The sequence below is a fragment of the Cellulosimicrobium sp. MI9406 genome (assembly GCF_040595865.1).
Classification (GTDB): domain Bacteria; phylum Actinomycetota; class Actinomycetes; order Actinomycetales; family Cellulomonadaceae; genus Cellulosimicrobium; species Cellulosimicrobium funkei.
This window is the reverse complement of sequence record NZ_JALIZI010000005.1, coordinates 285,741-299,132: the sequence shown is the minus strand read 5'-3', so window position 1 is coordinate 299,132 and position 13,392 is coordinate 285,741. Positions and strand designations below refer to the sequence as shown.

The window sequence follows — 13,392 nt, the reverse complement described above, 5'->3', positions numbered from 1 at the left end:
ACCCCGACTGACGACCCTCCAGGAGGACCCCGCATGTGCCAGCACCACGACGACACGCACCCCGGCCACGACGACCACCCGCACGACGGCGGGCACCACGGTGCGCACGACGCGGCGCACCACCACGCGCCCGCGACCGCCGCGGGGGTCGCGCCTGCGACGAGTGAGGCGGCGGACGACGACCTCGCCGAGTGCCCCGTGATGCGCGGGAGCATGGTCGCGAAGGCCCACGCCGAGGCGGCCGGGCTCGTGCGCGACCACGAGGGCGTGCGCTACTGGCTGTGCTGCTCGTCGTGCGGGCCGCTGTTCGACGCCGACCCGGCCCGGTACGCGCGCGCCGCCTGACCGCACGGATCACCGGCCGCGTCGTCCCGGCGCCCTCGTGCCCGGTGCCGCACCCTCCCGGTGCGGTGCCGGGCACGCGTCGTGCGACGGACGGGTCGTGCGGCAGAGGCTCAGGCGCGCGACGCCGTCACGTCGCCGACGACGCGCACCTCCACGTCCACGCCGTCCACGGTCTCGGGGACCGCGACGTCGTCGGACGTCACGTTCACGCGCAGCAGCCAGTCGTCGCCGACGCCGGACGTCCCCGCACCGCGCACCGGGGCGCCGGTCAGATCGGCGCGCGCGATGCCGACGCCGGTCACGCCGTCGAGGCCCGCGAGCTCGTCGCGCAGCGCGGCCTTGGCCTCCCGGGCTCGTTCGAGGGTCGCCACGGCAACCACCTCCCGCACCCATTGTGCGCCCGACGGCGGCCGGAAGGCAGGGCCGACCGTCCCTCCCTCCAGGGGGCGGGCGAGCGGGTCCCTCCGGACGGCCAGATCGACGTCTCGCCAGGCTCAGCCGAGCAGCGTCGCACCCAGCCGATCGAGCACGGTCCCGATGGGGTTGCAGTACGTGAGCCCGGTGCCGTTCGCGCCCCCGGTCTCCGACCCCGCGAACAGCAGCCCCAGCGCCACGCCGTCCTCGCGGTACACGAGCGACCCGGAGTCGCCGCCGCGCGAGAAGGGCCCGTCTCCCGTGGACTCGACCTCGATCTGGTCGTCGAAGCGCAGCGCGCCGAGCCCGTCGCCGTACCCGACGACGACGTCGTCGAGCTCGATCGCCGTGACCCGCCCCGCGGTCACCCCCGTGGTCCGGCCCGACTTGCCCACGACCTCGCCGCCCAGCGCGACCGCCGTCGTCGTGATCCTGCCGACCGGGTACTCCGGGTCGACGTCCGGGTCGTCGAGCAGCGCGACCGCGGCGTCCACGGTCTGCGTGACCCCCGCCTCCAGCGGGACCAGCCCGGCGAGGGTGCCCACGCGGTCGTCGGGCGCGCGACCGCCGTCGGCCGGGCCGGGCTGCACGACCACGTCCCCCACCCGCGCGGCCGGCGAGCCGACGAGCACGTGCCAGTTGGACAGCGCGTAGACCGAGGCCTCGTCGGCCCCGTCGACCGCCGGCGGCGCGACGCGCACGAACGCCCCGAGCGTCCCCGCGGTGACGTCGACGTGCGCGACGGAGACGCCGGGCCGCAGCGGCCGGACACGGCCCGTCTCGCCGGTCGCGTACGCGGTGACGACGGGCGGGCGCACGCCCGGGCCGTCGCCGCGGGCACGCCCGGCGCCCGGCGCGGCGGCGAGCGGACGGATGCGTCCCGTGCGCCGCACGTCCACCGTGTCGCCCGCCTCCGAGGCGACCTTGCGCGCGATGCTGCGCGCGGTGGGCACCCCGAGGCGGTACCGGACCGCGATCGCGTACCCGCCGTCGTCGTGCGGGGCGAGCCCGATCGCGAGCGTGGGGGCGCGCACGACCTCCGCGGCGTCGGGCACGTCGCGCGCCTCGATCGCCGTGTCCGACCGGCCCGCCAGGCCCGACCGCTCGGCGAGCTCGCGCGCGTAGTCCGCGAGCTGCGACTTGATCTCCCGTGCCTTCTGCTGGTCCATCGGTGCACCGTCCCCTCGCCCGGCGGACGGCTCCCGCCGCCCGCGTCCTGCCGAGCGAGTCTGGCGGCAGCCGCCCACACGCGCACCGCGGCGCGCCGCACCCGCGTCAGGCGCGCAGGAGCTGCTCCACCCGGACGGACCGGCGGCGCGCGACGACGAGCGTCGTCACCGCGACGGACACGAGGCCCCACAGGACCAGGGCCACGGCGTCGCCCGCTCCCCCGGCCGCGCCGGGGTCGACGATCGACGTGAGCAGGCGGAGCGCCGAGCCCACCGGCAGGACGTCCCGCAGGCTCGTGAGCGCGGCCGGGACGGTCGCGACGATGCCGGTCGCGACGAGCAGCACCGCCACGAGCAGGCCGATCGCGCGCCCCACGTTCCCGAGGAGCGCGGCGAGCGCCTGGTTGAGCGCGACGAACACGACCGACGCGAGCGCCCCGGACGCGAGCAGACCGATCCAGCCGCCCACGCTCGCACCCTCGACCGCGGCGAGGACGCCGCCGACCACGAGACCGGTCGCCGCGGCGATCCCGGCCGGGAGCGCGAGCGCCGCGAGCGCGAGCCGGCCGGGGCCGCGCGTCGACCCCAGGAGCCGTGCCGGGACCGGCGGGAACGCGACGAAGATCGCGAGCGCGCCCAGCCACAGCGCGAGCACCGCGAACAGCGGGCCGGTCGAGCCGGTCGCGAGGTCGTCGACACCGGGCGCGGCCACGGGGTCGGCCACGACGCTCGCGAGGTTCTCGCGCTCCGCGTCGGTGTACGAGGGGATCTGCCCGGTCGCCTCGCCCAGACCGTCGGCGAGGTCGGACGTGCCGCCCGCGAGCTGTCCGACGCCGCCCGCGAGGTCGCCCGCGCCCGTCGCCAGCTCCTGGGTGCCGGTCGCGAGCTGGTCCGCGCCGGTCCCGAGGGCGCCGACGCCGTCGGCGAGCCGGTCCGCGCCGCTGCCGAGCGCCCCGACCCCGGCGGCCAGGCCGTCGGCCCCGGTGGACAGCCGGCCCGCGCCGCCGGAGAGCTGCGCCGCGCCGTCCGCGACCTGGTCCGCCCCGGGCGCGAGCTGCCCGAGCCCGGCGGAGAGCGCGGCCGCGCCCTGGGCCACGCCGGCGGCCCCGGTCGACGCCTGCGCCGCGCCTGCGGACAGGTCGTCGGCGCCCGTGGCGAGCCGGTCGACGCCCGCCGCGAGCGCGTACAGACCGGTCGGGGCACCACCCTGGCCCGACGGCGAGCCCGCCAGGGCCGCGTTCCCCGCGGCGACGCCCGCCGCGTCGGCGGCGAGCGGGCTCAGTACCTCGAGCTGCTGGTCGAGCACCCCGCACGTGGGGTCCGTCGACCCGTCGACGCACCCCGCCGCGACCCGCTGCTGCTCGAGACCGGCCACGACCTGGACGAGGCCGCCCGCCACGTCGCGCGAGCCCGTCGCGAGCGCGGTCGCGGTCTCCGGGAGCGACCGGCCGGTCGACGTGCCGTCGGGCAGCCGCACGTCCGCGATCGAGGCGTCGAGCGCGCCGAGCCCGCTCGCGAGGTCCGACGCCCCGGTGGACAGCGCACCCACGCCGTCCGCGAGGCTCTGCGCCCCGGAGGCCAGCTGCCCCGCGCCCGCGGCGCTCTGGTCGACGCCGTCCGCCACCTGCCGCGACCCCGCAGCGAGACCCTGGGCGCCGCTCGCGACGCCCTGCGCGCCCGACGCGAGCTGGTCCGCGCCGCTGCCGAGCTCCCCGACCCCGGCGACCAGGCCGTCCGCGCCCGTGCCGAGCTCGCCGACGCCGGACGCGAGCGCGCCCGCCCCGGTGGCGACCTCGCCCGCGCCCGACGCGAGCTGCGTCGCCCCGTCGCTCGCCTGGGCGGCGCCGTCGGCGAGCTGGTCCGCGCCGTCGGCCGCCTCGCCGAGCTGGTCGTGGAGCGTCGTGAAGCCGGTGAGGACGCCGTCCACGTAGTTCTCGGTGAGCGTCGTGCCGAGCACCGACGTCGCGGTCGTGGTGACGATGCGCGCGAGCGCCTCGTCGACGACCCGCCCGCCGGGCGTCGTCTCGACGGACAGCGTGGCCTGCGTCGCGGCCGACGGGTCGCCGCCGAACGACGTGGCCGCCGCGGAGAAGTTCTCCGGGATCGTCACGACGGCCGCGTACGTGCCGTCGGCGAGACCGGCCGCGGCGTCGTCCGCGTCGGTGATGACCCAGTCGTAGTTCGTCGTCCCCGGGTCGGGCTGCACGGCGACCGCGCCGGTGTCGGTCGAGGCGGCGCCCCCGCTGACGAGCCCGGCGGTGAGCTGACGGCCGAGCGGGACGGTCTGGCCGTCCACCTCGACCGGCTCGTCGAGGTTCACGACCGCGGCCTTGACCGTGTCCAGCCGCTCCTGCGGGTTCCACAGCGCCCACAGGAGCAGGCCGAGGACGGCGAGGGGCAGCGCGACGGCGGCGGCCACGGTCCACGCGCGCCGGGCGTCGACGCGGCGGGGGCGCGCCCCGCCGGTCGGCGCCCCTGGGGACGTCGGGTCGGCGGTCGGGTCGGTCGGGACCGGCTCGGGCGGGAAGACGCTCATGCGGGCACCTCCTCGGTGCGCGGGCCGACGACGGGCGCGGCGGGGACGGTGCGGTCGGGGTGGTGCGGGTCGTGCAGGTCGAGGACGGGCGTGCCGGGCGGGGCGAGGTCCGTCGGTGCCGGGCCGACGGCGCCGAGCACCACCGCCGTGCCGCGCCCCGCCGCGTCGGCGAGCACCTCGGCCAGCGCGGCCCGCTCGGCGGGCGACGTGACGGCGTCGGTCCCGACCACCGCCAGGAGCCGGGGCCGCTCGCGCAGGACCTCGGCGACGCTCGCCGCCGCCGGCACGCGGTGCGCCGCGGGCGCCGGGGCGTCGCCGGGGAGCGCGGCGACGTCCGCCGCGAGGTCCACGAGCGCGACGCGGCGCCGCACGGTCAGCGCACGCTCCGGCAGCACCAGGCCCGTGACCTTGAGCGCCCCGCTCGTCGGGCGCAGGCGCCCCGCGAGCGCGAGCACGACCCCGGACACCGCCGCGGGCGACTCCCCGTGCACGACGAGCGACCCGCCGTCGGGCACCCGGACCGTGACCGGCTCGGCCAGCGGGCCGCGCGCGCCGGCGACGACGAGGTCGTGCGCGACGACCGCGTCCGTGCTGCCCGGCTCCGGCCAGTCCGCGAGCGCGAGCTCCTTCGACAGCCCCTCGCCCTCGACGTCGAACGACGGCAGCACCCGGTCGAGCCAGCGCGGCATCCACCACGCCTTGTCGCCGAGCAGGGCGAGCACGGCCGGGACGAGCGTCATGCGCACGACGAACGCGTCGACGAGCACGCCGACCGCGAGGCCGAGCGCGATGGGTTTGAGGCTCATGTCGCCCTCGGGCACGAACGCCACGAACACGGCGAACATGATGACCGCGGCCGCGGTGACGACCTTCGCCGACGCCTGGAACCCCGTGAAGATCGACCGTCGTGCCTGGCCCGAGTGCACGTAGTCCTCGCGGATGCGCGCCACGAGGAACACCTCGTAGTCCATCGCGAGGCCGAACAGCACGCCCATGAGGACGATCGGCATGAACGAGATGACCGGCCCGAGCCGTGTCACGTGCAGCGCGTCCGCGAGGAACCCGTGCTCGAACACGAGCGTCACGACGCCGAACGCCGCGCCGACCGAGAACAGGTAGCCGAGCGTCGCCTTGATCGGCACCGCGACCGACCGGAACACCATCGTCAGCAGCACGAGCGACAGGCCGACGACGACGAACGCGAACGGCAGCAGCGCCGCCCCGAGCTTCGCCGAGACGTCGATCCCGACCGCCGTGAACCCCGTGACCGCGAGGTCGACGCCGTACTCGTCGAGGAAGTGGTCGTGCTGCGCGCGGATCTCCGTGACGAGGTCCTTCGTCTCCTCCGAGTCCGGCGCGCCGGTCGGGACGACCTGCACGATGCCCGTGTCCGCCGTGAGGTTCGGCGTCGCGAGGGGCACGTCCGCCACGCCCGGGAGGTCCGCGATCTCGTCGCCCAGGTCGTTCATGAGACCGACGGGGTCCGTGGACGTGACGATCGTGCCCGTGACGATGAGAGGCCCGTTGAAGCCCGGGCCGAAGTGCTCCGACACGAGGTCGTACGTGACGCGCGCCTGGTTGTCCTCGGGCAGCGTCCCCGCGTCGGGAAGCGCGAGCTGCAGGTCACGCGCCGGCAGCGTGAGCAGCACGATCGCGGCGACGACGAGCCCGATGGTCAGCAGCGGGATCCGCGTGACGGCACGCACCCACCCCGCGAAGAACCGGTTGCGGTGCTCGGTCGTGGTCGGGTCGGAGAGGTCCCTGGTCGGGTCGGAGAGGTCCCTGGTCGGGTCGGAGAGGTCCCTGGTCGGGTCGGAGAGGTCCCTGGTCGGGTCCGCGGTGGGGGCGCCCTCGGTGCTCGGGGCTGCCGCGCCGTCACCCGGGTCGTCCGGGCGGGGGTTCACGAGCGCGGCTTGACGCCCTCTCGCATCCGAGGCCGCCCCCACCGCTCGTCCGGTCCGTCGCCCGCGCGACCCGGTCGCCCCGGCCGGCCCTCCGCCGTCCGCTCCCGCGGCCGCACGCCGTCGCCCACGCCCACGACGGCGCGGCGCCTTCGGGCGGAGGCGCTCGCCCGCGAAGCCCAGCATGGCGGGCAGCAGCGTGATCGAGACGAGGACGGCGAGCCCGACCCCGACGGCGGCGGCGACGCCCATGACGGTGAGGAACGGGATGCCGGCGACGCCGAGGCCGACGAGCGCGATCATGACGGTGAGGCCCGCGAAGATGACGGCCGAGCCGGCGGTCGCGACGGCCCGCGCCGTGGCCTCCTCGACGCTGAGGCCGGTCGCGAGCTCGTCGCGCTGCCGGGACACGATGAATAACGCGTAGTCGATGCCGACGGCGAGGCCGAGCATGACGGCGAGCATCGGGGTCGTGGAGTTGATCTGCGCGACGGCGGTCGCGGCGAACAGGAGTCCCATGCTCACGCCGACCCCGACGACGGCGTTGAGGAGCGGCAGCCCGGCCGCGACGAACGAGCCGAACGTGAGCACGAGCACGACGAGCGCGACGAGGAGGCCGAGCGCCTCGGTGACGGTGAGGGTCGGGAACTCGGTGCTGAAGAGCTGGCCGCCGAGGGCGGCCTGCGCGCCGTCGGGCAGGGCCGCGGCGAGGTCGTCGACGACGTCGCCGAGCGCGTCCTTCGTGGCGTCGGTGACCTCGCTCTGGCCCTCGTCGAGCTGGACGGTCATGAGGGTCGCGACGTCGTCGTCGCTGACCGACGCGGGCATGGTGTCGTCGTAGGGGGAGGTGACGGCGGCGACGCCGTCGACGTCGCCGAGCGCGGTGACGGCGTCCTCCACGGGGCCGCGGACCGCGTCGTCCTCGATGGTCGAGCCGTCGGGAGCGACGACGACGACCTGCGCGGACGCCCCGCTGACCTGCGGGAACGTGGCGGCGAGACGGTCGAGCGCGGCCTGCGACTCGGTGCCGGGGATGGTCACCTCGTCGTCGAGGCCCTGGCCGACGAGCCCGGCGAGCCCTCCGGCCAGCACGAGGATGCCGATCCAGGCCACGAGGACGAGCCGGCGCGCCCCGACCGCCCAACGGCCGAGCGAGTACAGCGCTGAGGACACGAGCGGCCTCCCGGGGAGAGTGCAGACGGATTCGAGGATACGCCGCTGTATCCGATGCGCGAACGTATCGGATACACTCGTGCATCGCAAGGCCGCCCGGTTCGGGCGGCGCCGTCCGACAGTGGGAGCATGTCCGGCGTGACGACGGACCTCGACCCGACCCGAGTCGACCGCGCGGAGAGCGACGCACCGCTCTCGCGGCGCCGCGAGCGCACGCGCGAGCGCCTGCTCGACGCCGCCTACGGCCTCTTCGCCGAGCACGGCATCAACGGCACCTCGATCGAGGCGGTGTGCGAGGCCGCGGGCTTCACCCGCGGCGCGTTCTACTCGAACTTCGAGTCGAAGGAGTCGCTGTTCCTCGCCCTCACAGAGCGCGAGATTCGGACGCGCATGCGCAACCTCGAGGCCGCCGTCGAGCACCTGCCCGACGACCCGGTCCGCGACGGCGTCATCGCGCCCGACACGATCGCCGCGATCGTCGCGGCCGTCATGGCCGACCCGCGCGACGAGCGCCGCTGGTGCCTCATGAGCGCGGAGCTCGAGCTGCTCGCGCTGCGCGACCCGCAGGTCGCGGCGCGGTTCGCGGACCAGGAGGAGTCGTTCCGCGCCGAGCTCGCGGGCATCCTCACCCGCGTGCTCACCGAGGTCGGCATGCGGTTCGCGATCGACCCGGCGGCCGCGACGCGCGTGCTCATCAGCGCGTACACGTGCGCGGCGCGCGACGCGTTCCTCAGCCCCGCGGGCGACGACGCCGTGCAGCGCGCCCAGAGCGCGGACTGGCTCCCGGCGCTCGTCGGCCGGCTCGTCGAGCCGCTGCCCGCCGCGGACTGAGAACCGCCCCCGGCGTGGGTGGCGCACGTCACACTGGCGCCATGACACTCACCTTCAGCGGCGCCGTGGTCGACTGCGCCGACCCCGCCGCCGTGGCGGACTTCTGGCAGGCCGCGCTCGGGTGGACGGGGCGCGAGACCGGGCCGCACGGCGAGGCCGTGCTCTTCCCGCGCGACGGCGAGACGATCCTCGGACCGCCGAGCCTCGTCTTCCAGCGCGTCCCCGAGGGCAAGACGGTGAAGAACCGCCTCCACCTCGACTTCTCGTCGTCGACGCAGGCCGCCGACGTCGCACGGCTCGAAGGGCTCGGCGCACGCCGCGTCGACGTCGGGCAGGGCGAGCACGAGACGTTCGTCGTCCTGGCGGACGTCGAGGGCAACGAGTTCTGCGTCCTGCGCGGCGACTGACCCCTCCGCGTCAGGCGGGGTCGGGGCGGTACACCGCGGCCGAGCCCGGGGGCGGCTCCCCCACGTCCGCGACGGGGCGCGGGTCGTACGCCTCCGCGGTGAGGTCCGCGCGCTCGACGCGCGAGAGCCGGAACCAGCGGATCGCCTCGCGCGTGCGGCACCACGCGACGAGGTACCAGCGGCCGTCGGTGTGCGCGAGCAGCACGGGCTCGACGCGACGCGTCGACGTCGACCCGCGCCCGTCCCGGTACCGGATCGCCAGCACGCGCCCGCCCGCGATCGACTGCTCGACCGCGCGCAGCACCCCGAGGTGGGTCCGCGCGCGCCCGACGACGTCACCCCGGCCCGGCGGGGTCGTGTCGCCGTACGGCTCATCCGGGTGGACCGCGGCGGGCGGGACGGCAGGTGGGCTCGCGGCGGGCGGGACGGCGGGCGGGCCTGCTGCGGGCGGGACGGCGTCGGGCGGTCCCGCGGCTGGGACGGCGCCGGGCGGGCTCTCGGGTCGGACGACGTCGGGCAGGTCCGGGTCCGGCGCGGCGTGACGGACCCACACGCGCGCGGCGAGCGCCTCGGCCCGTGCGCGGTCGCCCGCGCCGAGCGCGTCCCACACCTTGCCGCGGGCGGCGAGGGCGTCGACCGCGAACGGGCTCCCGGGCGGGAGCGTCGCGAGCGCGACGGCCACGGCGACGGCCTGGCCGGGCGTGAAGTTCACGGGCGGGAGCGACGCGCTCGGGTCGAGCACGTACCCACCCCCGGGCCCCGCCTGGGCCCAGATCGTGAGCCCGGCCTGCTGGAGCGCGGCGACGTCGCGCTTGATCGTCCGCTCGCTCACCTCGAGCGCCGCGGCGAGACGCGGCCCCGTCGTGCCCGTCCGGCCCGCGCGGCGCAGCTCCTCCGCGAGCGCGTAGAGGCGCTCCGTCCTGTTCACCCCAGAATGGTGACAGACAGGTGTCACCAACACCCTGCGAGGGTGGCTGCATGAGCACCCACGGAACACCCGAGCAGCCCGTCCACGTCGTCCTCGTCCCCGGCTTCTGGCTCGGCGCGTGGGCCTGGGACGACGTCGTCCCCCACCTCGAGGCCGTCGGCCTCGTCCCGCACCCGGTGACCCTGCCGGGCCTGGAGCCCGGCGCGACCGCCGCCGACCGCGCGCACGTCACGCGCGCGGACCACGTCGCCGCGGTCACGGAACTCGTGGACGGGCTCGACGGCCGCGTCGTGCTCGTGGGGCACAGCGGCGGCGGGCCGGTCGTGCAGGAGGCCCTCGACCGGGGCCCCGCGCGCATCGAGCGCGTCGTCTACGTCGACACGGGCCCGCTCGTCGACGGCGCGGCGCTGTCGCCGGGCCTCCCGGCCGACGCCGCGGAGGTCCCGCTCCCGACGTGGGAGGAGCTCGCCGAGGCCGGGTCGAGCCTCGACGGGCTGGACGAGGCCGCGCTGGCGCGGTTCCGCGAGGGGGCGGTGCCCACCCCCGGGCCCGTCGCGCGGGGGGCGGTGCGGGTGTCGGACCCGGGCCGCCTGAAGGTGCCCGCGACCGCCGTCTGCTCGTCGATCCCGTCCGCCGTCCTCGCCGAGATGGCGCACCCGGGGCCGCCCCTGCACACCGAGCTGGGCGAGGTCGAGGACGTCACCTACGTCGACCTCCCGACCGGCCACTGGCCGATGTTCTCCCGCCCGCGGGACCTCGCGGCCGTGATCGTCGACGCCGTCTCCTGACCTCCGGGTGAGACATCGTGCACGTTCCGGAAAAAAGTCTCCGAAGTCGCGTCACAGACGGAGACTTCTGCCGTCTCCTCGTGTGGACGGCCGACCGGCCGCCGCAGAACGACGGACGACGAGACGGACCATGCACGACACCCTGCCCTCCGCCCCCTCGCGCACCGAGGTGCGCACCGCCCTGCTCTGGGCGCTCGAGAACGACCGCGACGCGCTCCTCGAGCACCGCGAGACGACCCAGCACTGCCTGTGGGCGGCCGCGCGCGGCGCCGCCGACCGGCGCCTCGTGCGGCGCTGGCGCGCGGCGGCCACAGGGCTCCCGTCGACCGTCGCCTGACGGCGGTCAGCTGACGCTGGCCGTCGGTGGGAGCCCTGCGGGCCGCCGTCCGCGGGCGGCGGCCCCGGTCAGCCGAGCGTCGTCGGCAGCGCGGCGTCGCCCTCGCCCGGGGTGGCCCCCAGCACGTGCTCCGCGAGGAAGGCCAGGACCACCTGGTACCAGACCTTCGCGTGCTGCGGCTGGAGGATCCAGTGGTTCTCGTCCGGGTAGAAGAGGAACCGGTGCACCGTGTCGCCGTCCGGGCCGGCGGGCAGCCCGGAGGACGCGAGCAGCTCGTACCAGAGCCGCAGGCCCTCGCCGATCGGCACGCGGTAGTCCTTGTCGCCGTGGATGACGAGCATCGGCGTCACGATGTCCTGGACGAACCGGTGCGGGCTGTTCTCCAGCGCCATCTCGTCCGTCATCTCCCGCGCCCAGTAGTAGGCGTGGTCGGTCGTCGGGCCGAACTGGTCGAGCGCCCACAGGCTCGCGTGCGTGACGATCGCGCGGAAGCGGTCCGTGTGGCCCGCGACCCAGTTCGCCATGTACCCGCCGAAGGACCCGCCCATCGCGGCCGTCCGGGTGGCGTCGATCTCCGGGCGCGCCTCCACGGCGTCCGTGATCGCGAGCAGGTCCGTGTACGGGGCCTTGCCCCACGCGCCCCACCCGCGCTGCACGAAGTCCTGCCCGTACCCGGTCGACAGCGCCGGGTCCGGCAGCAGCACCGCGTAGCCCTGCGCGACCATCAGCCACGGGTTCCAGCGCCAGCTCCACGCGTTCCACGACCCGAGCGGGCCGCCGTGGATCCACAGCAGCAGCGGTGCCGGGTCCTCCGCGGACGCACCGTGCGGCAGCGCGAGCCAGCCCCGCACGCGCACGTCGTCCCCCGCCGCCGTCTCGACGTCGACGAGCGTGCCCGGCAGGTCGGGCGTCGCGACCGGGCCGCGCAGCGGCGTCGCGGGCACCGGCGTGCGGCCACCCGCCATGCCGGAGTCGAGGAACGCGCCGAGGTCGACGCGCACCGGGTGCGCGGGCTCCAGGTAGCTCGTCCGCAGCGCGTAGAGCGTCCGGCCGTCGGGCGCGACCTGCACGTCCGTGAACGTCGCGTCGTCGCTCGTCACGCGCTCCGCCGTGCCGTGCTCGGCCGCGCCGTTGCCCGCGGGGTCGAAGGGGACGAGGAAGACCGGGCCGCGGCCGTCGTCGTCCGCGGTGACGAGCAGGCCCGAGCCGTCGGGCAGCCAGCGCAGCGACGTCGGCCAGCGGTCCCAGTGCGGCACGAGCGTGCGCGGCGACGCGTGGTTCTCGGCGCGCGTCGTCGCCGAGTCGTCGTGGCCCTCCGCGGTCCCGGCGGGCCCGTCCGGCGCGTGCAGCGGCACGACGGCGAGGCTCTCCTCCGGCGCCTGGTGCGGCGTCGAGATCGTCTCGCGCACGAACGCGACCCACGCGCCGTCGGGCGAGATGCGGGGCGAGTGCGCCTCGGCGCGCGGCTCGTCGACGAGCGTGCGGCGCGCGCCCGTCGCCGTGTCGATCGCGACGAGCGTGCTGCGCACCTGCGGGCCGGGACCCGGCACCTGCCACGTCGTGACGAGCGTCGTGCCGTCGGCGGACAGGTCCGCCGAGTGCTCGTGCAGCGCGCGCCCGGGCGCCGTGCCGTCGTGCCCGACGCCGCGGCTCACGTCGCGCAGGTCGAGCAGCCGCGCGTCGTGCTCGGCTGCGGCGTGCTCGGCGGCGTGCTCCGCGGCGGTGCCCTGCGCTCCCGCGGCGAGCGGCGCGGCGGCGAGCGGCGCGGCGCTGCCCGAGGGCGCGGGCGCGTCGGTCGGGGCGGCCGGGGCGGGGAGGGGCTGCGCGGGCGCGTCGACCAGCGTCGTGAGGTCGCCGACGAACCGGTGCGCCTCGTCGGGGCCGCGGTCGTGGTCCCACTGCCGCACGGGGTAGGCGCTGTGCAGGATCGCCGCGACCTTCGCGTCCTTGCGCGCCGACCGGAGCTCGGCGTCATGCGCGAGGTCGCGCGCGCTCGGCAGCACCGACGCCGCGACCGACACGACCGGCGCGTCCGTCGCCGCGAGCGGCCCGCTCACGCCTGCGGGCGCCGTGGCGACCGCGCGCGCCTCCCCGCCCGACGCCGGCAGCAGCCACAGCGCCGACGTCGGGTCGTCGTCCGAGCCGCCGTCCGGGTCGGGCCGCGCCGACGTGAACAGCACGTCGCCCGCGCCGGTGAACGTCGCGCTCGACTCGCCCTTCGTGCTGCGCGTCAGCCGACGCGCGGGCGCCTCTCCCGCCGGGTCGACCTCCCACAGCGCCGCCCGATACCCGGTGCGCTGCGGGTCGAGCGTCTGGACGGTCGTGACGAGGCGCGTCCCGTCGGGCGAGAGCGCGAGGCCCCCGACGCGCGGGATCGCGAGATATCGGTCGAGATCGTGGAACGGTCCCACGGTCGGGTCGGGTGTACCGGGCGTGCCAGCCAGATTGCTCACCCGTACGTCCTATCACGCCCCTCCCCCGGAAACGGCTCCCGCCGAACACGACGTTGCTGGCGGCATGAGGCCGAGAACGGGAACAACGTCGTCGTGGAGGCGGGGAAGGG

At 76.6% G+C, this 13,392-nt stretch carries 11 protein-coding genes; 5 read left to right on the top strand and 6 right to left on the bottom strand.

The annotated features are described in order from the left end of the window. Positions 1-33 precede the first annotated feature (33 nt). The gene (locus MT994_RS11565) at positions 34-345 is read left to right on the top strand and encodes a hypothetical protein (protein ID WP_076403820.1); all 312 of its coding nucleotides are present in this window, start codon (positions 34-36) and stop codon (positions 343-345) included. 110 nt (positions 346-455) lie between these two features. Here the strand turns inward: MT994_RS11565 and MT994_RS11560 are convergent, their stop codons facing one another. The 4 genes from MT994_RS11560 to MT994_RS11545 all read right to left on the bottom strand — a co-directional run bounded on the left by MT994_RS11560 (position 456) and on the right by MT994_RS11545 (position 7,538). Then, on the bottom strand, positions 456-716 hold the full coding sequence (locus tag MT994_RS11560; protein ID WP_228485195.1) for a hypothetical protein: 261 nt from the start codon (positions 714-716) through the stop codon (positions 456-458). 123 nt (positions 717-839) lie between these two features. After that, positions 840-1,928, bottom strand: a complete 1,089-nt coding sequence (locus tag MT994_RS11555; RefSeq protein WP_354806363.1) for a hypothetical protein — start codon at positions 1,926-1,928, stop codon at positions 840-842. Between the two features lie 106 nt (positions 1,929-2,034). Then, positions 2,035-4,464 (bottom strand): YhgE/Pip domain-containing protein, encoded by a 2,430-nt coding sequence (locus tag MT994_RS11550; protein WP_354806362.1) that lies wholly within the window; start codon positions 4,462-4,464, stop codon positions 2,035-2,037. Continuing rightward, a complete protein-coding gene (locus MT994_RS11545; RefSeq protein WP_354806361.1) occupies positions 4,461-7,538 on the bottom strand; it encodes an MMPL family transporter in 3,078 nt (1,025 codons plus the stop codon). The genes MT994_RS11550 and MT994_RS11545 overlap by 4 nt, the downstream gene beginning before the upstream one ends. A gap of 129 nt (positions 7,539-7,667) precedes the next feature. Between MT994_RS11545 and MT994_RS11540 the strand changes: the two genes are divergently transcribed. Continuing rightward, the gene (locus MT994_RS11540; protein ID WP_043659720.1) at positions 7,668-8,369 is read left to right on the top strand and encodes a TetR/AcrR family transcriptional regulator; all 702 of its coding nucleotides are present in this window, start codon (positions 7,668-7,670) and stop codon (positions 8,367-8,369) included. A gap of 41 nt (positions 8,370-8,410) precedes the next feature. Then, positions 8,411-8,776, top strand: coding sequence for a VOC family protein (locus MT994_RS11535; protein ID WP_163186449.1), 366 nt, complete (start codon positions 8,411-8,413; stop codon positions 8,774-8,776). Positions 8,777-8,786: 10 nt separating this feature from the next. Here the strand turns inward: MT994_RS11535 and MT994_RS11530 are convergent, their stop codons facing one another. Continuing rightward, positions 8,787-9,704 (bottom strand): WYL domain-containing protein, encoded by a 918-nt coding sequence (locus MT994_RS11530; protein ID WP_354806358.1) that lies wholly within the window; start codon positions 9,702-9,704, stop codon positions 8,787-8,789. A 50-nt stretch (positions 9,705-9,754) separates the two neighbouring features. Here MT994_RS11530 and MT994_RS11525 point away from each other — a divergent pair, with 50 nt between their 5' ends. Both MT994_RS11525 and MT994_RS11520 read left to right on the top strand, forming a co-directional pair. Then, the gene (locus MT994_RS11525) at positions 9,755-10,492 is read left to right on the top strand and encodes an alpha/beta hydrolase (protein ID WP_354806356.1); all 738 of its coding nucleotides are present in this window, start codon (positions 9,755-9,757) and stop codon (positions 10,490-10,492) included. Between the two features lie 130 nt (positions 10,493-10,622). After that, positions 10,623-10,829, top strand: a complete 207-nt coding sequence (locus MT994_RS11520; protein WP_354806355.1) for a hypothetical protein — start codon at positions 10,623-10,625, stop codon at positions 10,827-10,829. Between the two features lie 68 nt (positions 10,830-10,897). Here MT994_RS11520 and MT994_RS11515 read toward each other — a convergent pair whose 3' ends face one another. Continuing rightward, complete coding sequence (locus MT994_RS11515; protein WP_354806354.1) at positions 10,898-13,282, bottom strand: prolyl oligopeptidase family serine peptidase; 2,385 nt, start codon at positions 13,280-13,282, stop codon at positions 10,898-10,900. Positions 13,283-13,392: the final 110 nt, after the last annotated feature.